General features: G+C 70.6%; 18 protein-coding genes, 1 rRNA gene and 1 pseudogene. 15 read left to right on the plus strand and 5 right to left on the minus strand.

Features of this window, described 5'->3' with window-relative positions; all coding sequences use genetic code 11:
• The 9 genes from rrf to ACFYZA_RS40075 form a co-directional block, all read left to right on the plus strand.
• Nucleotides 1-88 (plus strand): 5S ribosomal RNA (gene rrf / locus ACFYZA_RS40035); the annotation flags it as partial.
• Nucleotides 89-162: 74 nt separating this feature from the next.
• The gene (locus ACFYZA_RS40040; protein ID WP_388495127.1) at nt 163-807 is read left to right on the plus strand and encodes an HAD family hydrolase; all 645 of its coding nucleotides are present in this window, start codon (nt 163-165) and stop codon (nt 805-807) included.
• A gap of 43 nt (nt 808-850) precedes the next feature.
• Nucleotides 851-2,050 (plus strand): MFS transporter, encoded by a 1,200-nt coding sequence (locus ACFYZA_RS40045; RefSeq protein ID WP_382600638.1) that lies wholly within the window; start codon nt 851-853, stop codon nt 2,048-2,050.
• Nucleotides 2,019-3,194 carry an acetoin utilization protein AcuC gene (locus ACFYZA_RS40050; protein WP_382600640.1) on the plus strand — a complete coding sequence of 392 codons (1,176 nt, stop codon included), beginning with the start codon at nt 2,019-2,021 and terminating at the stop codon, nt 3,192-3,194. Before ACFYZA_RS40045 ends, ACFYZA_RS40050 begins: the two co-directional genes overlap by 32 nt.
• Before the next feature lie 90 nt (nt 3,195-3,284).
• Nucleotides 3,285-4,100 carry a phosphatase gene (locus tag ACFYZA_RS40055; protein WP_382600642.1) on the plus strand — a complete coding sequence of 272 codons (816 nt, stop codon included), beginning with the start codon at nt 3,285-3,287 and terminating at the stop codon, nt 4,098-4,100.
• Nucleotides 4,101-4,228: 128 nt separating this feature from the next.
• Nucleotides 4,229-4,441, plus strand: coding sequence for a helix-turn-helix domain-containing protein (locus tag ACFYZA_RS40060; protein WP_159030439.1), 213 nt, complete (start codon nt 4,229-4,231; stop codon nt 4,439-4,441).
• Nucleotides 4,442-4,561: 120 nt separating this feature from the next.
• The gene (locus ACFYZA_RS40065; RefSeq protein ID WP_003948845.1) at nt 4,562-4,660 is read left to right on the plus strand and encodes a 30S ribosomal protein bS22; all 99 of its coding nucleotides are present in this window, start codon (nt 4,562-4,564) and stop codon (nt 4,658-4,660) included.
• A 202-nt stretch (nt 4,661-4,862) separates the two neighbouring features.
• Nucleotides 4,863-5,945: an NAD-dependent epimerase/dehydratase family protein gene (locus ACFYZA_RS40070; RefSeq protein ID WP_382600644.1), complete on the plus strand. Its 1,083-nt coding sequence runs from the start codon at nt 4,863-4,865 to the stop codon at nt 5,943-5,945.
• 14 nt (nt 5,946-5,959) lie between these two features.
• Complete coding sequence (locus ACFYZA_RS40075) at nt 5,960-7,012, plus strand: lysophospholipid acyltransferase family protein (RefSeq protein WP_382600646.1); 1,053 nt, start codon at nt 5,960-5,962, stop codon at nt 7,010-7,012.
• Between the two features lie 125 nt (nt 7,013-7,137).
• On the opposite strand, the gene ACFYZA_RS40080 is transcribed toward ACFYZA_RS40075, so the two are convergent.
• From ACFYZA_RS40080 to ACFYZA_RS40090, 3 genes are all read right to left on the minus strand, one after another.
• A complete protein-coding gene (locus tag ACFYZA_RS40080; protein WP_382600648.1) occupies nt 7,138-8,322 on the minus strand; it encodes a DUF5667 domain-containing protein in 1,185 nt (394 codons plus the stop codon).
• A gap of 271 nt (nt 8,323-8,593) precedes the next feature.
• On the minus strand, nt 8,594-9,382 hold the full coding sequence (locus ACFYZA_RS40085) for an ECF subfamily RNA polymerase sigma factor, BldN family (RefSeq protein ID WP_053724590.1): 789 nt from the start codon (nt 9,380-9,382) through the stop codon (nt 8,594-8,596).
• A gap of 385 nt (nt 9,383-9,767) precedes the next feature.
• Nucleotides 9,768-10,718 carry an HAD family hydrolase gene (locus ACFYZA_RS40090; protein WP_382600651.1) on the minus strand — a complete coding sequence of 317 codons (951 nt, stop codon included), beginning with the start codon at nt 10,716-10,718 and terminating at the stop codon, nt 9,768-9,770.
• A gap of 139 nt (nt 10,719-10,857) precedes the next feature.
• Here ACFYZA_RS40090 and ACFYZA_RS40095 point away from each other — a divergent pair, with 139 nt between their 5' ends.
• From ACFYZA_RS40095 to hemB, 6 genes are all read left to right on the plus strand, one after another.
• Nucleotides 10,858-11,142: a glutaredoxin family protein gene (locus ACFYZA_RS40095; RefSeq protein ID WP_382600653.1), complete on the plus strand. Its 285-nt coding sequence runs from the start codon at nt 10,858-10,860 to the stop codon at nt 11,140-11,142.
• Between the two features lie 455 nt (nt 11,143-11,597).
• Nucleotides 11,598-12,377: a redox-sensing transcriptional repressor Rex gene (locus ACFYZA_RS40100; protein ID WP_382600655.1), complete on the plus strand. Its 780-nt coding sequence runs from the start codon at nt 11,598-11,600 to the stop codon at nt 12,375-12,377.
• Nucleotides 12,374-13,966 (plus strand): glutamyl-tRNA reductase, encoded by a 1,593-nt coding sequence (locus tag ACFYZA_RS40105; protein WP_388495128.1) that lies wholly within the window; start codon nt 12,374-12,376, stop codon nt 13,964-13,966. The genes ACFYZA_RS40100 and ACFYZA_RS40105 overlap by 4 nt, the downstream gene beginning before the upstream one ends.
• The gene (gene hemC / locus ACFYZA_RS40110) at nt 13,963-14,922 is read left to right on the plus strand and encodes a hydroxymethylbilane synthase (protein WP_382600659.1); all 960 of its coding nucleotides are present in this window, start codon (nt 13,963-13,965) and stop codon (nt 14,920-14,922) included. The genes ACFYZA_RS40105 and hemC overlap by 4 nt, the downstream gene beginning before the upstream one ends.
• Nucleotides 14,919-16,565, plus strand: a complete 1,647-nt coding sequence (locus ACFYZA_RS40115) for a uroporphyrinogen-III synthase (RefSeq protein WP_388495129.1) — start codon at nt 14,919-14,921, stop codon at nt 16,563-16,565. The genes hemC and ACFYZA_RS40115 overlap by 4 nt, the downstream gene beginning before the upstream one ends.
• A gap of 343 nt (nt 16,566-16,908) precedes the next feature.
• Nucleotides 16,909-17,898: a porphobilinogen synthase gene (hemB, locus tag ACFYZA_RS40120; protein WP_388495130.1), complete on the plus strand. Its 990-nt coding sequence runs from the start codon at nt 16,909-16,911 to the stop codon at nt 17,896-17,898.
• 328 nt (nt 17,899-18,226) lie between these two features.
• Here the strand turns inward: hemB and ACFYZA_RS40125 are convergent, their stop codons facing one another.
• Together ACFYZA_RS40125 and ACFYZA_RS40130 are read right to left on the minus strand one after the other, a co-directional pair.
• Nucleotides 18,227-18,460 carry a hypothetical protein gene (locus ACFYZA_RS40125; RefSeq protein WP_382590741.1) on the minus strand — a complete coding sequence of 78 codons (234 nt, stop codon included), beginning with the start codon at nt 18,458-18,460 and terminating at the stop codon, nt 18,227-18,229.
• A pseudogene (locus tag ACFYZA_RS40130) lies at nt 18,460-19,454 on the minus strand (hypothetical protein); the annotation flags it as partial. The pseudogene ACFYZA_RS40130 and the gene ACFYZA_RS40125, both read right to left, overlap by 1 nt.

A 19,454-nucleotide genomic window follows, 5' to 3' on the forward strand; every position in this document is an offset into this window, starting at 1 on the left:
CGGTTACATTCCGAACCCGGAAGCTAAGCCTTTCAGCGCCGATGGTACTGCAGGGGGGACCCTGTGGGAGAGTAGGACGCCGCCGAACAATTTTTGGGAAAAGCCCCGCACCAGGCCCTTCAGGGTCACGGTGCGGGGCTTTTCTGCGTTTAAGGTCGAGTCATGCGCTATGACCTCATCATCTTCGACAACGACGGCGTGCTCGTCGACAGCGAGCCCATCTCCAACACCATCCTGTCCGGTTATCTGACCGAACTGGGCCACGCCACCTCGTACGAGGACTCCCTCCGTGACTACATGGGGGCCGCCATCCACCGCGTCCACGACCTGATCCAGGAGCGCACCGGGCAGACGCTGCCCGCCGACTTCGACGAGACGCTGCACGCCCGGATCTTCGCCGCGTTCGAGCGGGAGCTCCAGCCCGTCGCCGGCGTCACCGATGTCCTCGGGAAGCTCGTGGCGGACGGGGTGCCGTACTGCGTGGCATCGTCCGGGACCCATGAGCGGATCAGGGTCGGGCACCTCACGACCGGGCTCGACGAGTGGTTCGAGGACGAGTGGGTGTTCTCCTCGGAGGACGTCGGCCGGGGCAAGCCGGCGCCGGACCTGTTCCTGCACGCGGCCGAGCGGATGGGCGTCGCGCCCGAACGGTGTGTCGTCATCGAGGACAGCCGCCTCGGCGTCGAGGCCGCGCGGGCCGCGGGGATGGACGTGTACGGGTTCACCGCGATGACGCCCGCCGAGCGGCTCGCCGGGGCCAACGGGTACTTCGGCGACATGGGGCAGCTGCTCGGATTGCTCGGGTGATCTCTCTACCCAGGAGTAAGTAACGGCCCTAGGCTGTGCCGCCATGACAGACGCACGCCTGCGGCACGGCAGGGCGTCCCTGGCGGTGAGTTTCTTCGCGCAGGGCATGGCCTTCGCCCTCCTGGTGACCCGCATACCCGCGATCCAGGACCGGTACGGGATATCCGACGGGCTGCTGCCCGTCTTCCTCGCGGCCGTACCGATCCTCGCGGGGGCCGGCAGCGTCTGCACCGAGCAGCTGATCAAGCGGGTCCGGCCGAGCGTGGTGCTGCGGTTCGCGCAGCCCGCCGTGCTCCTGGCGCTGCTCGGCGCCGGTGCGGGCGACCGGATGTGGCAGGCCGCGCTGTCGCTCGGCGCGTTCGGGCTCTCGGTGGGAGCCCTCGACGCCTCCATGAACATGCTGGGGGTCAGCCTCCAGCGGACGTACGGGCGCAGCATCATGCTCGGGTTCCACGCCTCGTACAGTCTCGGCGGGATCGGTGGCGCCTCGCTCGCCTGGGTGGGGGCGCACTGGCATCTGTCGCTGCTCGTGTCGTATCTGCCCGTCGTGGCCGTGCTGCTGCCGGTGTGTCTGGTCGCGAGCCGGTGGTACGTGGACGGGGAGCCGGCCGCCGAGGTGGCGCAGGGTGCTCCGGGGGCCAAGCCCGTGGTCTTCCGGCTGCTTCTGCCGCTCTGCCTGGTGATGAGCTTCGCGTACATCGGCGACTCGACCGTCTCCAACTGGAGTGCCAAGTACCTCCAGGACACGCTGGGCAGCTCCGAGCAGCTGTCGACCGTTCCGTACAACGTCTACATGGTGACCACGCTGCTCGGGCGGGCCGCCGGGGACTTCGGGGTGCGGCGGTTCGGGGCGGTGGCCGTGGTGCGGCTCGGGACGGTGCTCGCGGCCGCCGGGTTCGGCGTGGTGGCCCTCGCGCCGGGGCCCTGGGTGGGAATGGCCGGATTCACCCTGCTCGGGTTCGGGCTCTGTGTGATCGTGCCGCAGACGTTCGCCGCGGCCGGGCGGCTGTTCCCGGAGGCCAGCGATGCCGCCGTCGCCCGGCTCAACATCTTCAACTACGTGGGGTTCCTCGTGGGCTCGCCCCTCGTCGGGGCGCTCGGGGACGCCTGGAGCTATCGCGGGGCGATGCTCGTACCGATGGTCCTGGTCCTCCTGACGCTGGTGTACGCCCGCTCGTTCGGCTCGGAGGCCGCCCGATACGGTGGCGGGCATGAGCGGCCGCGCACTGTTGATGTGGGATGAAGCTGTCACGCGCTACGACTTCGGGTCGAGCCATCCGATGGACCCGGTACGGCTCGCGCTGACCATGGGTCTGGTGCGGGCGTACGGGCTCGACAAGCAGGTGGACGTCGTGGCGGCGCCGCCCGCCGGGGACTCGACGCTGCGGCTCGTGCACCGGCAGGACTACGTCGACGCCGTGCGGGCCGCGTCCGCGAACCCGCGTGCGGCCGACATCGCGTACGGGCTCGGGACGGTCGACGATCCCGCCTTCGCCGGGATGCACGAGGCGTCCGCGCTGATCGCCGGGCAGTCCGTGGCCGCGGCCGAGGCGGTGTGGGCGGGGGAGGCCTCGCACGCGGTCAACTTCGCGGGCGGGCTGCACCACGCGATGCCGGGCGGGGCGGCCGGTTTCTGCATCTACAACGACGCCGCGCTCGCGATCGCCCGGCTGCTCGAGCTGGGGGTGGAACGGGTCGCGTACGTGGATGTCGACGTGCACCACGGGGACGGGGTGCAAGCCGCGTTCTGGGAGGACCCGCGGGTCCTCACCGTCTCGATGCACGAGCATCCCCGGCTGCTGTTCCCCGGTACGGGCTGGCCCGAGGAGACCGGGGCGGACGGGCCCGGCGAGGGGTCCGCGGTCAATCTCGCGCTGCCGGCCGGGACGGGGGACGAGGGGTGGCTGCGGGCGTTCCACGCGGTGGTGCCGGAGCTCATCGCCGATTTCCGGCCACAGGTCCTCGTCACTCAGCACGGGGCGGACACGCACTTCGAGGATCCGCTGGCCCACCTGGCCGTTTCGCTGGATGCCCAGCGGGCGGTGCAGGCGGCCTGTCACTCACTGGCGCACGAGTACGTCGAGGGCGCGAAGTGGGTCGCGCTCGGGGGCGGCGGATACTCGGTGGTGGATGTGGTGCCGCGGTCCTGGACGCATCTGGTGGGGATCGCGGGGCATGCGCCGGTCGATCCCGAGTCGGTGGTCCCGTCGTCGTGGCGCGATGAAGTGTACGCGCGCACAAGGGAGTTGGGGCCCGGCCGGATGACGGACGGGCGGACCGTGGCGTGGCGTTCGTGGGACGAGGGGTACGACCCGGCGGACCGGCTCGACCAGGCGGTGCTCGCCACACGGCGGGCGGCTTTCCCGCTGCGGGGATTGCTGCCGTAGGAACGCCGGCACCGATGCGGCGTTACGCCAACTGTGGGGCAGCACAGGGAAATTGATGCCCCGGCGGGCTCACTGCGGGAGCATCGTCGGGTGTTGAGCATCGGGGCGCTGCGGGCGCATCTTCTGGCGGCCAGGCTGGCCGGGCCGGTGGCCACCTCGCGGGAGGAGAGCCTGCGCAGCTACCGGCTGTTCGCGGCTCGCGATCCCCGGGTCATGCTCGGTCTCGATCCCGAATGGGGCTGGGGCGAAAGGGACTTGCTGCGGCTGATGGCGGACAAGTGCGGGGTGAGCGACGATCCCCGGCATGTGAGCGGGCCCGATGTCATCGATCCCGAGCGGACGCTGGCGGGCCTCGACGCCTTCGCGGCCCGGCTCGGCGAGGTGGCCTCGCGGCGGGGCGCGGTGCTGCTCGGCACCGGGCATCCGCATCGGCTGCTCGGGTTCTACGCCGCTCTGGCGGACGCTTTGTCGGCGGCGGGATGCCCTGTCCTCACCCCCGCGCAGGGTAGCTCTGTCGACATAACGACCCGGTTCGGGGTACGTACGTACAACCTTGACTACGTACGGGGAGTCGCGTTGGTGCGGGAACCCGGCGCGCGGGGAGCCGGGAGCGAGACCGGCGCGCACACCCATTCTCCGCTCCCGATCCGGGTCGCTCTGGGGGTCGCGGCGGGGGGTTCCAGGGGGGTTCCCGAGCTTGTGATCGGAGATCACGGATGGGTCTGCGGGGCAGGTCAGCTGGGTATTGAGGCGGTCGGTCTCGCCGATACGGACGACCCCGCGCTGTTCGTCGGGGAGGCCGAGGGGCGGGTGGCCGTGGCCGTTCCGCTTGATGACGCCGTGCGGTCCGATTACTACCGGCCGCTTACTCGCTATGTACTCAATCGAGCGTGTCTGTCACAGTAGGCGGCCGATCGCAGCTCCTCTTCCCCACTCGCACCACCCGCCCCTAGTCTGGGGAGTGAGCGCACAGCGACGTTGAGTCACCGGAGGGGAAGCCGGTGCGCGTTCGGTGCGGAAGGTACAGGTGGGTCATGGCTGCTGGGAGTGACAGGCCTCTCAACGAGGTCAAGTTCCTGACCGTGGCGGAAGTCGCCTCGGTGATGCGAGTGTCGAAGATGACCGTGTACCGCTTGGTGCACAGCGGTCATCTGCCGGCGATCAGGGTGGGCAGGTCCTTCCGGGTCCCGGAGCAAGCAGTTCACGAGTATCTCCGCGAGTCCTTTGTGGGGGTGGAAACGGCCTGAGGGAGCCGCGTGCTCCCCTCGGATTACGTCCCTCACTCGGCGGCAGGTAGGCTAGGCCGACGTAGGTCGTGTGGGCCCAGACGCCCCGCACCGAGTGAGAAGAAGTGAGCGAGGGTAGTCGTGGGCTCTGTTATCAAGAAGCGGCGCAAGCGGATGGCCAAGAAGAAGCACCGCAAGCTGCTCAAGCGCACGCGCGTTCAGCGTCGCAACAAGAAGTAAGCGAGCGCTGTTCGTGAGATCACAGCCCTCCCGCCGCATCGTCGGTGGGAGGGCTGTGGCGTACCCGGGCCCGGCCCGACGCGTACGCGGACACAGTTTCTCGGCCATGCGCGCGCACGGAGTCATCGCCGCGCAACATCCAGCGGCTACGGTGGCGCACAGGGCGTAGGGGCGTACCGAAGGCCGAAGGAAGGCGCTGATCTTGGGGAAGGTCGTGCTCGTCACCGGAGTGGCCCGGCAGCTGGGCGGTCGCCTTGTGCGGCGGATCCAGCGTGATCCCGAGGTCGACCGGGTGATCGGGGTCGATGTCGTCCGGCCGGAGCACCATTTGGGCGGTGCCGATTTCGTACAGGCGGACATCCGCCAGCCGGCGATCGCGAGGGTGCTCGCCGAGTACGCGGTGGACACCGTCGTGCACATGGACGTGACCGGGACGCCGCTCGGCTCCGGCGGCGGCCGTGCCACGGTCAAGGAGACCAACGTCATCGGCACGATGCAGCTGCTCGGCGCCTGTCAGAAGTCGCCGACCGTCAGACGGCTCGTCGTGAAGTCGAGCACCAGCGTGTACGGATCCGCGCCGCGCGATCCCGCGGTGTTCACCGAGACGACGCCGCCCAAGTCGCTGCCCAGCGGCGGCTTCGCGAAGGACGCCGTCGAGGTCGAGGGGTATGTGCGCGGCTTCGCCCGGCGCCGCCCGGACGTCGCGGTGTGCGTGCTGCGGTTCGCGAACATCCTGGGGCCGAGCGCCGACTCGCCGCTCGCCGAGTACTTCTCGCTCGCCGTGCTGCCGACGGTCCTCGGCTACGACCCGCGGCTCCAGTTCGTCCACGAGGACGACGTCATCGACGTGCTGCGGATCGCCTCGGGCGAGCCCCGGCGCGGCACGCTCAACAGCGGGACCTTCAATGTCGCGGGGGAGGGCGTGCTGCTCCTTTCGCAGTGCTCGCGGCGCCTCGGGCGGCCGACGGTGCCGGTGCTGCTCCCGGCGGTGCGCTGGGTCGGGACCGCGCTCAGGACGGTCGGGGTGACCGACTTCTCGCCGGAGCAGATTCGTTTGCTCACGCACGGCAGGGTGGTCAGCACGGCCCAGATGCGCGAGACACTGGGCTACGAACCCAAGTACACGACGGCCGAGACGTTCGCCGACTTCGCCCGCAGCCGGGGCCCGGGGCTGCTGCCGCCGGACTCGCTGGCCAGGGCTGTGGACCGGGTGGCGGGGCTGCCGTTCGCGCCCTTCCCGGGCGGGGCCCAGGCCCGGCCCACCACCCCTTCGAACGCGGAATGAGGAGCGCACCAACGATGGCGGACGCCAAGGTCATCCCGTTCGACGACGACCGCTCGCGCCAGAGCGCGCAGCGCAACGGGCGCAGGCGCCCGATCCCGGGCCGCCGCAAGGCCGAGCCCGGGCCGCAGCCGGCCGCGGCACCCGCCTCCCCGGTCAGCGCCCTCCCGGGGGCGCAGGAGGCCGGGGAGCAGGCTTCCGGGGCCCGTGCGGAGGCGCCGCGGGAGCAGGGCGGCTGGGACCGACGGATCGCCGGCGGCCTGTCGTTCCTGCGGCGGCGGATCACCGGCGAGTACGACGTCGACGAGTTCGGCTACGACAAGGAACTCACCGACCAGGTCCTGATGTCGCTGCTCCGGCCGTTCTACGACAAGTACTTCCGGGTGGAGGTCAAGGGCGTCGAGAACATCCCGGCCGAGGGCGGGGCGCTGGTCGTCGCCAACCACTCCGGGACGCTGCCGCTGGACGGCCTGATGATGCAGGTGGCCGTGCACGACCACCATCCGGCGGGCCGGCACCTGCGGCTGCTCGCGGCGGACCTGGTCTTCATGCTGCCGGTCGTCAACGAGCTGGCCCGCAAGGCCGGGCACACCCTGGCCTGTTCCGAGGACGCCCAGGCGCTCCTGGAGCGGGGCGAGGTCGTGGGCGTGATGCCCGAGGGCTTCAAGGGCATCGGCAAGCCGTTCGGCGAGCGGTACAAGCTGCAGCGCTTCGGGCGCGGCGGCTTCGTGTCGACCGCGCTGAAGGCGGGCACGCCGATCGTGCCGTGCTCGATCGTGGGGGCCGAGGAGATCTACCCGATGATCGGCAACGCCAAGACGCTGGCGCGGCTGCTCGGCTTCCCGTACTTCCCGATCACGCCGACGTTCCCGTGGCTGGGGCCGGCGGGTCTGGTGCCGCTGCCGACGAAGTGGACGATCCAGTTCGGCGAGCCGATCCCGACGGACGGCTATCCGCCGGAGGCGGCGGAGGACCCGATGCTGATGTTCAACCTGACCGACCAGGTGCGCGAACAGATCCAGCACACGCTGTACAAGCTGCTTGTGCAGCGGCGGTCCGTCTTCTTCTGACGGCTGGCGCTCTGCTGGCGCGCGCCCGGCGTTCGGTGCGTACGGGAGCGGCGTCCGGTACGCGTGTGAGGGGCCGGGAAACGTCCCGGCCCCTCACACGTTCGCTCACGTACTTCTCGCTGCGGCTACTCCGCCTTGTCCTCGTCGATGCCCAGGCCCGGAAGCAGGCCCGGCAGGAGCGGGGGCAGGGTGACGTCCGGCACCGGGGGCTTGGCCGGTTTGTGGGGCGGGGCGGGGGTGGTGCTGCCCGTGCCCGGCTCGAACAGGCCGCCGGTGTTGCCGCCGAGGAGGCCCTCGTCGGAGGGCGAACCGGACGGCTGCTGAGGCGGCTTACCGCTCTGGCCGGGGGTGCTGTGGCCGGAGGCGCTGGACGAGGACGGCGCGGACGGGCGGGTCGCGCCCGAGGTGCCGCCGGGGTGCGAGGTGCTGTCCTGCCGGGTGTGCGTCCTGGAGGACGTCTTGGGCAGCAGCGACTGCAGCGGCTTGACCTCTTGGTCTATGGCGGCGAAGACCGAACTCACCTTGTTGCCGACGTCGCTCAGCTGCGGAGGCAGCTTGCCGCGGAGCTTGCTCCAGCTTTCGCGGTGCGCCTCAGAGAAGGAGTTGAGCGCCGCGATGGGGCCGATCGAGCCGTCCCTGGCGTAGGCCTGGTGCAGCAGTCGGTGGGCCTCTGAGGCGTCGTGCTCCATGCCGCTGAGGGCGCGCCGGACCTCGCCGAGCTGCTCGTGGTCGAGGTCGCCCACGCGACCCCGTTCCATCAGGCGTCTCGCCTCGGAGAGTCTGGTCGAGGCCTGGTCGAGGTAGAGCTCGCCCCGGCTGGCGTCGTCGTCCGCCATGCCGAGCTTGAGGTCCTCCATGCCCCGTTTCAGGCCGTACAGGGAATCACCGGGGAGGGCGTCGGAGCTGGCGGCGGCCACGCCGCTGAACGCGCCTGCGGCCACGCCGATGCTGAGCCCTCCCGCCGCAATGCCCTTGGACCAGCGGGAGCGGGGTCGCAATTTCCGGAGCGACGTCGCCCGGTGGGCGCCGCGGCCGGTCCGCTGCTCGGGCACCTGAGGGTCGGCGGCACTGCCGCCGGCGAACATTCGCTCCATCTCGGCCATGAGCAGCGTCCGCTGCTCGATCTTGACCTGCGGGTCCATCTCCGGTTTCGGCAGTTCGCCGAGCCCACCCGCCAGGGTCAACAGCCCGCCGGTGTCGGCCTGTTCGGCCGGCCCGGTCTCGGGTGTCTCCTGGTCGGCCGCCGAGGCTTCTTCCAGGGCCTGGGCGAAGGCGTTCGCCCGCCGGTGCGCCGATACGTTCGCGATCACTGGCGGCACCTCCTCTCGTCATCACGGTCGACTCCCCAAGGGGCCTGGAAGGTTGCACGCCTTGAGCGCATCCACACGATCGAGTGAGCGGTTGCGGGCAGGGCGTGACCACAGGGAGCCTGCATCCCGCACAACGACGGACGCGGCACTTGGGTTACGGACGAAAGATGAGACGAAAGATGATCGGACCGCAGCGTCATCGGGTGCTCACGGATGGTGAGTTGGACCCGCCTGTGGCGGGTCGGCGGGTGTGTCCGGAAAGGCCGGGCGATCAGCGTGCGTCGTCCGGCAGGAGCCGGGCGAGGGTGCGCACGGCCCGGTACTGGAGGGTCTTGATCGCGCCCTCGTTCTTGCCCATGACCCGGGCGGTCTCGGCGACCGAGAGGCCCTGGAGGAAGCGCAGGGTGACGCACTCCTGCTGCTGCGGGTTGAGCTTGCGTACGGCCTCGAGCAGGGCCGCGTTGGAGAGTGACTCCAGGACGGAGTCCTCGGGGGAACGCTCGACCTCGTTGGCGTCGAGCATTTCGCCGGTGGTCACTTCGAGCCGGAAACGGCTCGACTTGAAGTGGTCGGCGACCAGGTTGCGGGCGATCGTGACCAGCCAGGCGCCGAAGTCGCGGCCCTGCCAGGTGAAGGTGGAGATCCGGCGCAGGGCGCGCAGGAACGTCTCGCTGGTGAGGTCCTCGGCCGTCGCCTTACCGCCGACGCGGTAGTAGATGTAGCGGTAGACGGTGTCGCTGTACTGGTCGTAGAGCCGGCCGAAGGCGTCGGCCTCACCGGCCTGGGCGCGTTCGACGAGGTCCATCATGCGGGCGCTGTCGCTGTCGGCGGTGGGCCGGCGGGCGGTGGGCGTCGCGGACGTGCCCGTGCTGCGGCCGCCGCTCCGTCTACCGACTGCGGCACCACCGTCGGCCAGGGCATAGCAGGGCCCGACAGGTGTTGCGGTGGCGAAGGCAGGGGCGCCGGCGTACGCGGTGGGGACGAAGACGCGCAGGCGGTCGACGACCGCCCCGCGCAGCGTAGCCAGGCCCGAGGCGTCAACCCCGACGTGTGGGTACACGGGACTCCCAGAGGCAGAGCTTCCATCACGTGCAGTGCGGAACTGTTCACCCATCGTGGCGATGTGCGGGTTCCGGATTGCGTCTGAGGAGAATAACGCTTCGTGCAGGGAGCGCTACACCCAGTTGCTCAAATCGTCGATTCCGTCGCTTCTGTTACGTCTATGCGTCTGTTCAAGTCGCACAAAGTGAGCGGAAGTTGATCGGGTTGCTTTCGGATCTGTCCGCGACGGAGATCTGTTGTGCCCGGGTGTGGGCAACGGGGCTGACGGGCCAAGGGGGGTGGGGGCGAAACCCCCACAATCGAATATTCCGACGGTCGACGGCCGCGGGCGATCGCTTCACGGCTGCGGACAGTGGCGAACGGGCCCGCGGGCGGCCTTCCGGCTAGCGCCGGCGGCGGTGCAGGGCGACGGCCGCGGCCGTGCCGCCCGCCAGCGCGCCGACCCCGGCCGCGGCCGGGATGCCGACCTTCGCGGCCTTGCGTCCGGTGCGGTAGTCCCGCAGCCGCCACTCGCGCTCGCGGGCGTGCTTGCGGAGTTTGGCGTCGGGGTTGATGGCATAGGGATGGCCGACGAGCGAGAGCATCGGGATGTCGTTGTGCGAATCGCTGTACGCGGCGCACCGGCTCAGGTCGAGTCCCTCGGCGGCGGCGAGGGCCCGGACGGCCTCGGCCTTGGCGGGCCCGTGCAGGGGCTCGCCGACCAGGCGTCCCGTATAGACACCGCCCACGGACTCGGCGACCGTGCCGAGGGCGCCGGTCAGACCGAGGCGGCGGGCGATGATCGTGGCGGTCTCGACCGGCGCGGCCGTCACCAGCCAGACCTTCTGGCCCGCGTCGAGGTGGGCCTGGGCGAGCGCGCGGGTGCCGGGCCAGATGCGGTCGGCCATGTACTCGTCGTAGATCTCCTCGCCGATCGACATCAGCTCGGAGACGCGGTGGCCCTTGACGATGGACAGCGCGCTGTCGCGGGCGTCCTGCATGTGCTCGGGGTCTTCGACGCCGGCCAGCCGGAACCAGGCCTGCTGCCAGGCGAAGCGGGCGAGCTCGCGGCGCTGGAAGAACTTCCGCTTGTACAGGCCGCGCCCGAAGTGGAAGAGGGCCGCGCCCTGCATGACGGTGTTGTCGAGGTCGAAGAAGGCGGCGGCCAGGTCGTCCCCGACGACGGGGAACTCGGGCTCCGACGGGGTCTCGTCGGCGTTGGCCTGGGCCAGTTCCGCCAGCTCTGCGAATTCCTGCGAGGACTTGCGGGCTGCCTCGGCTGCGGCCTCGCCGGCCAGCACGCTGCGTGCTGTCGCCGAGCGCCTACGAGGGGTGAGCCATCCCAGTGCGGCCATGCCGTGAGCATAGCCAGTCTGTTCGGGACTTCCCGACGCGCCGGTATGCGATGGCGTGAACTCTCCAAGGCCGTCACGTTAAACGGACGTTCCGGGCTTATGGGTCCGTGGGGTGGGCCGGGGTTGGAGAATGGGAGGCATGAGTCCCTTGCTGCGACGTACGAAGAAGCCGGGCGGGAACCCTGCCGACCGGGTGGTCACCTTGATCGGGAAGCCCGGTTGCCATCTGTGCGACGACGCCCAGGAGGTGATCGAGGCCGTGTGCGCGGAGACGGGCGCGGCCTGGGAGAAGAAGGACATCACGCAGGACGAGGCGTTGTACAAGGAGTACTGGGAGCAGATTCCGGTCGTGCTCGTCGACGGCGAGCAGCACACCTTCTGGCGCGTGGACCCCGGGCGTCTCAAGGGCGCGCTGGTCGGCTGAACGGGGCGCCTCAGGGGCGTGCTGGTCGGCTGAACCGGGCGCCTCGGGGGCGTGCTGGTCGGCTGATCCGGGCGCCTCAGGGGTTCGTCGGCCGGGTGGACCCGGCCCGCTTCGGGCGAACTCCGGCCGCTCCTCCAGGGCGGTCGGCCGTGGGCGGTTGAGCAGCGAAATGATGGGGATCGCAATAGTTGCGGTTACCATCATGGTCGTTTTGCTGTGGTTCGGGGGTATCGCTGTGAGGAGAGTGTGCGGCTTTGCCCCCTTCGGGTCCTGAACGGACTGAACCCGTCTGCGGTTCCGCGAATCTCTCCCCGACTCGCGTGAGCCCGGTCACTTTGCTCGGACAAAGCGGACACCATCTTTGTGCACGCGTTCACAAAGACATAGCCTGCATCCGACGGGGCGGCCCTGGGACATGTGGCCGCCTGCAGCCCCGCTCATCCCGCAGGAGCACCGTGGCAACTGGCCGAACTCACCGACCGGCGACCCGAAGCCGAGGAATCCCCGAGGCCACCGTCGCCAGGCTTCCGCTGTATCTGCGTGCGCTCACCGGTCTCTCGGAGCGCTCCGTGCCGACGGTCTCCTCGGAGGAACTCGCGGCCGCCGCGGGGGTCAACTCCGCGAAGCTGCGCAAGGACTTCTCGTACCTGGGCTCGTACGGCACCCGTGGCGTCGGATACGACGTCGAGTATCTCGTCTACCAGATCTCCCGGGAACTGGGTCTGACCCAGGACTGGCCGGTTGTGATCGTCGGTATCGGTAACCTCGGCGCCGCCCTCGCCAACTACGGCGGCTTCGCCTCGCGCGGATTCCGGGTCGCCGCCCTGATAGACGCCGACCCCGCGATGGCCGGTAAGCCGGTGGCCGGGATGCCGGTGCGGCACACGGACGAGCTGGAGAAGATCATCAGCGACAACGGGGTCTCGATCGGGGTCATCGCGACCCCGGCGGGCGCCGCGCAGCAGGTCTGCGACCGCCTGGTCGCGGCCGGGGTGACCTCCATCCTGAACTTCGCGCCGACCGTGCTCTCGGTGCCCGAGGGCGTCGACGTACGCAAGGTCGACCTCTCCATCGAGCTCCAGATCCTCGCCTTCCACGAGCAGCGCAAGGCCGGCGAGGAAGCCGCCGTCGCCGAGGCGGCCGCCTCGGCCGCCGCCGTGGTGCCGCCCGTGCGCGCCGCGGGCAACGGCCGGAAGGGACCGGACGGGGACATGCCCGCCGTGATGCCGGCATGAGCCTCCTGGTCGTCGGCCTCAGCCACCGCAGCGCCCCCGTCAGCGTCCTGGAGCGGGCCTCCCTGTCCGCGGACGCGCAGGCCAAGCTGCTCCACGACACCCTCGCCGCCGAGCCCGCCGCCGAGGCGGCGGTGCTCGCCACCTGCAACCGCATCGAGCTGTACGCGGACGTGGACAAGTTCCACGCGGGTGTCGCCGAGCTCTCCACGCTGCTCGCCCAGCACAGCGGCGTCGGCCTCGAAGAGCTCACCCCCTATCTCTACGTCCACTACGAGGACCGGGCCGTCCACCACCTCTTCTCGGTGGCCTGCGGCCTGGACTCGATGGTCGTCGGCGAGGGCCAGATCCTCGGCCAGATCAAGGACACCCTCGCCCTCGGGCAGGAACTGCACACCGCCGGGCGGCTGTTGAACGACCTGTTCCAGCAGGCGCTGCGGGTCGGCAAGCGTGCCCACAGCGAGACCGGCATCGACCGGGCGGGCCAGTCGCTCGTCACGTTCGGGCTCGAGCAGCTGGCCGCCGGAGCGCCCGTCGAGGACTGGGCCAAGGGCAAGCGCGCGCTGGTCATCGGCGCGGGTTCGATGTCCTCGCTCGCCGCCGCGACGCTCGGCCGGATCGGCATCGACGAGATCGTCGTCGCCAACCGGACACACGCCCGCGCCGAGCGCCTCGCCGAGATCCTCGGCGAGTCGGGCACGGCCGCGCGGGCCGTGCCGATGGCCGACGTGGCACGGGAACTGACACGAGTCGACGTCGCGGTCTCCTGCACGGGGGCCACGGGTCTGGTGCTGACCGGCGAGGCGGTCGCCGACGCGGTCGGCGAGAGCCTCGTGGGCCCGGCGCCGGCCACGGATGCCGCGACCATGGGGTGTCCCGTGGGCTTCTCCGGTACGGCGGCCGCGGGTGCCGCGGTGGCCGGGTTCGGGGTGGTCGACGAGGCGCTCAGGGCTGACGGCGCGGCCGACGCGGCCCCGGGCGCCGACGCCGACTCCCTTGAGCTGCACGGCAGTTGGGCCGAGAACACCCAGCGGCGCATCTCGCGTCCCCGCCGCGACGTTCCCGTACCGGCCGGTCCCGTGCGGCTGGCGCTGCTCGACCTCGCGATGCCGCGCGACATCGACGCCGCCGTGCACCGGGTGCCCGGGGTGCGGCTCGTCGACATCGAGTCGCTCGCCGAGGCCTCCGCCGACGCCCCGATGGCCGCCGACGTGGACCGGGTGCGCGCGATCGTCTCCGACGAGGTGGCCGCGTTCGGCGCCGCCCAGCGGGCGGCGCACATCACGCCCACCGTCGTCGCGCTGCGCGCCATGGCCGCCGAGGTCGTGGCCGGTGAGGTCGCGCGCCTGGAGGGCCGGCTCCCGGACCTCGACGACAAGCAGCGCTCCGAGGTCACCCAGACCGTGCGCCGCGTCGTCGACAAGCTTCTGCACGCCCCGACCGTGCGGATCAAGCAGCTCGCGGCCGAGCCCGGCGGCGCCGGGTACGCGGACGCGCTGCGCACTCTCTTCGACCTCGACCCCGAGACGGTGGCCGCCGTCTCCCGGGCCGATCTGAACGACGCCGATGTCAAGAACCGAGGGCGGTCATGACCGAGAAAGCACTGAGACTCGGGACCAGGCGCAGCAAGCTCGCCATGGCCCAGTCCGGCCATGTGGCCGACGCCGTACGGCAGTTGACCGGCCGTCAGGTCGAGCTGGTGGAGATCACCACGTACGGCGACACCTCCCGCGAGCACCTCGCGCAGATCGGCGGCACCGGGGTGTTCGTCGTGGCGCTGCGCGAGGCGCTGCTGCGCGGCGACGTCGACTTCGCGGTGCACTCCCTCAAGGACCTGCCGACCGCCGAGCACCCCGACCTGGTGCTCGCCGCGATCCCGGTCCGCGAGGACCCGCGTGACGTGCTGGTCGCCCGCGACGGGCTGACGTTCGAGCAGCTTCCGGACGGAGCCCGCGTCGGCACCGGTTCGCCGCGCCGGATGGCGCAGCTCAACGCGTACGCCCGCAGCCACGGCCGGACCATCGAGACCGTGCCGATCCGCGGCAACATCGACACCCGCGTCGGATACGTCACCAAGGGCGAGCTCGACGCGGTGGTCCTGGCCGCCGCCGGGCTCAACCGCATCGGACGCAGCGACGTCGTGACCGACTTCCTGTCGGTCGACACCGTTCTGCCCGCCCCCGGCCAGGGGGCACTGGCGATCGAGTGCACGGCAGCCGATGCCGGCCTCGCCGCCACGCTCGCCGAGCTCGACGACCCGGTCACCCGGGCCGCCGTGACCGCCGAGCGGTCCCTGCTCGCCGCCCTGGAGGCCGGCTGTAGCGCGCCCGTGGGCGCGTTGGCCGACATTCTGGCCGACGGGCAGGTTGTTCATGAGATGCGCCTGCGCGGAGTTGTCGGTACCACCGACGGTTCCTCGCTGGTGCAGCTGTCCACCACCGGTCCCGTACCCACGTCGCACGACGAAGCGATGGCCCTCGGACGCGAACTCGCGGACGAGATGCTCGCCAAGGGTGCGGCCGGTCTTATGGGGGAGCGAGCACTTTGAGCCCCACGACCCACCCCACCGCAGCCGGAAACGTCACCTTCCTCGGTGCCGGACCCGGTGACCCCGGGCTGCTGACGCTGCGCGCCGTGGAGGCGCTGGCGTCCGCCGATGTCCTGATCGCCGAGCCGGCTGTGCTCGACGTTGTTCGCGCGCACGCGCGGACAGGTGTGGACACACCTCAGCTGACGGTTATTGACGAGGCGTCAACAACCGCCGGGATCCCTGTGTTGCGGGACGCCGCCAATCTTGTCATGGAGGCCGCGCGCTCCGGCAGGCGGGTCGTCCGTGCGGTTTCCGGCGACCCGGGGCTGGACGGCGACGCGGCCGACGAGATGCTGGCCTGCGCCTCCGCGGGCATCCCCTTCGAGGTGGTGCCGGGCGTGGCCGCCGCGGTCGGTGTGCCGGCGTACGCCGGTGTGCCGCTGAGCGGTGCCGGTGGCGCCGACGTCCGCTTCGTCGACGCCCGTACCGCCTCCGAGCGGTGCTGGGCCGAGGTCGGCGCGAGCGACGGCACGGTGGTCGTCTCCACCACCCTGGAGACGGTCGCGGCCGCGGCCGGCGAGCTGGTGTCGGCGGGCCGTAAGCCCGACACCCCGATGACCGTGACGATCGCGGGCACCACGACCCGGCAGCGGACCTGGTCCGCGACGCTCGGCTCGGTCGCCCAGGTGCTCAAGCAGGCGAAGGTGCTGCCCTCGCCGGACGGGCACCAGGCGGTCATAGCCGTGGTCGGCGAGCGCAGTGCCCCCGCCCAGCGCGACCAGCTGTCGTGGTTCGAGTCCAAGCCGCTCTTCGGCTGGCGCGTGCTCGTACCGCGTACGAAGGAGCAGGCGGCCTCGCTCTCCGACCAGCTCAGGTCGTACGGAGCCGTGCCGCACGAGGTGCCGACGATCGCCGTCGAACCCCCGCGCACGCCCCAGCAGATGGAGCGCGCGGTCAAGGGCCTGGTGACCGGCCGGTACGAGTGGATCGCGTTCACCAGCGTCAACGCGGTGAAGGCGGTCCGCGAGAAGTTCGAGGAGTACGGGCTCGACGCCCGCGCCTTCGCGGGCATCAAGGTCGCCGCGGTGGGCGAGCAGACGGCGGCCTCGCTGGTCGAGTTCGGCGTCAAGCCGGACCTGGTGCCCAGCGGCGAGCAGTCGGCGGCGGGCCTCCTGGAGGACTGGCCGCCCTACGACCCGGTCTTCGACCCGATCGACCGCGTGTTCCTGCCGCGCGCCGACATCGCCACCGAGACGCTGGTGGCCGGCCTGATCGAGCTGGGCTGGGAGGTCGACGACGTCACGGCCTACCGGACCGTACGGGCCTCGCCGCCGCCGGCCGACACGCGTGAGGCGATCAAGGGCGGCGGCTTCGACGCGGTCCTGTTCACCTCGTCCTCCACGGTGCGCAACCTGGTGGGCATCGCGGGCAAGCCGCACAACGTGACCGTCATCGCGTGCATCGGTCCCGCGACGGCCAAGACGGCCGAGGAGCACGGGCTGCGGGTGGACGTCATGGCTCCGGAGCCGTCCGTCCACAAGTTGGCCCAGGCCCTTGCGGACTTCGGTGCGGCTCGGCGGGACGCGGCGGTTTCGGCGGGGGAGCACGTGACCCGTCCGAGCGAGCGCCGTCCCGGCGCTCGGCGCCGCCGCACGACGTAACCCGGGGTACGCGGAGCCCCGGGCCCCTGCCCGGGGCTCGGGGTTGGTTGGTTCCGGGCCCCTGGGGGCTCCGCCCCCAGACCCCCGTTCGCGCCTGAACGGCGCTCGTCCTCAAATGCCGGACGGGCTGAGGTTGCCCTGTGCGGGCCAGCACCGAGGCATTCGGGGTCACCTACAGGGGCGCGGGGAACTGCGCGAACGGCCCCCACGATCCGCAGCCGAACGCATCCGGGGGCCCGGGGCGCAGCCCCGGCAGCCCGACTGTCACCATCCACCCCCGGAGGGTTGCGGGAAGGGGTGGGGCGGGGAAAACACCCCCCGCGACCGGCGTAGCGTGTACGTCATGACTGAGTACGGATCCTTCCCCGGGGCCCGGCCCCGTCGGCTGCGCACCACCCCCGCCATGCGCCGCATGGTCGCGGAGACCCAGCTGCACCCCGCCGACCTCATCCTCCCCGCGTTCGTACGGGAAGGGATCACCGAACCCGTTCCGATCCAGGCGATGCCGGGCGTCGTGCAGCACAGCCTGGACACCCTGCGGAAGGCCGCCGTCGAGGCGGTCGGCGCGGGCGTCGCCGGGATCATGCTCTTCGGCGTGCCGGAGGACGAGAAGAAGGACGCGGCCGGAACGGCCGGTACCGACCCCGACGGCATCCTCCAGGTCGCCATCCGGGCCGTGCGCGAGGAGGTCGGCGACGACCTCGTCATCATGTCCGACCTGTGCCTCGACGAGTACACGGACCACGGCCACTGCGGCGTGCTCGACGCGGAAGGCCGCGTCGACAACGACGCCACCCTCGAGCGCTACGCCGAGATGGCCCAGGTCCAGGCCGACGCGGGCGTCCACGTGGTGGGCCCCTCCGGCATGATGGACGGTCAAGTCGGCGTCATCCGGGACGCGTTGGACCAGACCGGCCACGAGGACGTCTCGATCCTGGCCTACACCGTGAAGTACTCCTCCGCGTTCTACGGCCCCTTCCGCGAGGCCGTCGGCTCCTCGCTGCACGGCGACCGCAAGACGTACCAGCAGGACCCCGCCAACGCCCGTGAATCCATGCGGGAGTTGGCGCTCGACCTGGCCGAGGGCGCGGACATGGTGATGGTCAAGCCGGCCGGCCCCTACCTCGACATCCTGGCCAAGGTCGCCGAGTCGGTGGACGTGCCGGTCGCGGCGTACCAGATCAGCGGCGAGTACGCGATGGTCGAGGCGGCGGCGGAGAAGGGCTGGATCGACCGCGACCGCGCGATCCTGGAAACCCTGACCGGCATCAAGCGGGCCGGCGCCGACATCATCCTCACGTACTGGGCCACCGAGGTAGCCCGCGGCCTCTGACCCCGGGTCACCGCCCCGGACCCGATTCGCCCGTCCCGCCTTGCCCGTTGTGGGGGAGGCGGGACGGTGCTGGTTCAGGGGGCCGCGCAGAGTAAGGGACAACCCCATCCTCTGGCATCTTGCCGACCGCCCTCACCCCGCCGACTGTGCGTCGGGTGCCCGTGCTCGTCCCATCGGCCACGGCGCGTGCAGCCGAGCCCTCGCCGAAGAGCTTCCGTGAGGCCGGCTCCTTCTGCGGGCCAGGCAGAGCATTCCGTCGGCTGACTTTTCGGAACCGTCGGCAGGGGTTCGGCGAGGGCGGACTCGCGGAAAGCGGGTCGGGACTTGATCAGCTGACGCTCATGCCCCGCTCGGGCCACTGATTTCTTTCACTGAAGACTGAGTTGATCTTGCGGGAGACCTTGAGGTACGCGTAGTCGATTTGGCCGTCGTCGGGAGTCGAGGTCAGGGTGGTGGTGTCCATGGTGAGCTGGCGTGTCATTTCTTCGGGGTCCTCGCCGAACGAATAGCAAATGGAACCAGGCTGTTCGGATACCTTTTTGAAGTAGACAAGGGATGCCATCACCATTCACCTTCGAAATCTTCGCGCTTGTTGAGCGGGACCTTATTCTGCCAATTGTATGTCTCGTTGGCCACGCGATGTGCCTCCTGGTAGGTGGCGCCGGGATGGTCACGGAGGTAGGTGAGTTCGGCGACCTCGTGCTCCAGGAGAATGTGGTCCTCGGGGAGTCCGTTCCCTGAACGCAGACGGATCCAGGCATCTGCGATCTCGGCGTCTGCGTCGAATTTTCTGGTGACGACCTCCCCGGTTTCGTAGTCCTCGATAGGGTGCTCAGTATCGAAGATGTGCTTCTTGACGGCGGCGATCTCTTCTTCCGAGAATCCAGTGGATCCGTTCCCCCGTGCCACGCCTGCGGTGTTGTCGCTGATGGCTCCGATGTCGCGCGAGTTCTGGAGGAAATCGCTGTAGGCATTTTCCGCCCACCTCGTCTGCGCTGGGTCGTCGAGGATGTCCCGGGGACGCCGGCGGGCCCCGGTGAGCCATTCGTCCGCTCCCCGTGGGCCAGGCGGGTGTGACATGTCGCCACTGGACGGACGCGACTGTTCCGGGGTATCGCCGGCGGAACCTGAGGCGGGGTGCCCGGAGTGCTTGATGTCGTGATCGGGGGTCGAGCTGTGCCCATCATGAGGGGAGCCATGCCTACCGCTCGCTGCCCCGTCCTGACCCTGCGGCTCATGGCCGGCGGTGTGGCCGAGGCCGTGCTCGCTGCCGAGGTGGGTGGGAGGTGGGGGCGGCTCGCCAAACTGGGGGCCCGTCATCGCGGGTTCGTGGTGGGGGAGGTGGTTGTCCAGCAACGTCCGGTCGGCTGCGCTGAGTTCGAGGGGGGCCGGGGCGGTGGTGCCGTCGGGGTGGGTGACGGTGAACTCGCCGTCCGCGTAGGTGAGTCTGCTGCCGTCGGTCCATTCGATGTGGGGGCCGGTCAGGTGGGCCCCGTCCGTGAAGGGGGCGGCGGGCAGGCCCTTCAGGGTCTTGAAGAGGTCCAGGACCTTGACCG

The organism is Streptomyces sp. NPDC001828 (assembly GCF_042892175.1).
GTDB lineage: Bacteria > Actinomycetota > Actinomycetes > Streptomycetales > Streptomycetaceae > Streptomyces.

Coding starts and splice junctions, on each gene's coding strand:
- ACFYZA_RS40105 (WP_388495128.1), top strand. CDS start 12,374: ATGAGCCTCCTGGTCGTCGGCCTCAGCCACCGCAGCGCCCCCGTCAGC.
- hemC (WP_382600659.1), top strand. CDS start 13,963: ATGACCGAGAAAGCACTGAGACTCGGGACCAGGCGCAGCAAGCTCGCC.
- ACFYZA_RS40060 (WP_159030439.1), top strand. CDS start 4,229: ATGGCTGCTGGGAGTGACAGGCCTCTCAACGAGGTCAAGTTCCTGACC.
- ACFYZA_RS40075 (WP_382600646.1), top strand. CDS start 5,960: ATGGCGGACGCCAAGGTCATCCCGTTCGACGACGACCGCTCGCGCCAG.
- ACFYZA_RS40045 (WP_382600638.1), top strand. CDS start 851: ATGACAGACGCACGCCTGCGGCACGGCAGGGCGTCCCTGGCGGTGAGT.
- hemB (WP_388495130.1), top strand. CDS start 16,909: ATGACTGAGTACGGATCCTTCCCCGGGGCCCGGCCCCGTCGGCTGCGC.
- ACFYZA_RS40040 (WP_388495127.1), top strand. CDS start 163: ATGCGCTATGACCTCATCATCTTCGACAACGACGGCGTGCTCGTCGAC.
- ACFYZA_RS40095 (WP_382600653.1), top strand. CDS start 10,858: ATGAGTCCCTTGCTGCGACGTACGAAGAAGCCGGGCGGGAACCCTGCC.
- ACFYZA_RS40050 (WP_382600640.1), top strand. CDS start 2,019: ATGAGCGGCCGCGCACTGTTGATGTGGGATGAAGCTGTCACGCGCTAC.
- ACFYZA_RS40090 (WP_382600651.1), bottom strand. CDS start 10,718: ATGGCCGCACTGGGATGGCTCACCCCTCGTAGGCGCTCGGCGACAGCA.
- ACFYZA_RS40125 (WP_382590741.1), bottom strand. CDS start 18,460: ATGGCATCCCTTGTCTACTTCAAAAAGGTATCCGAACAGCCTGGTTCC.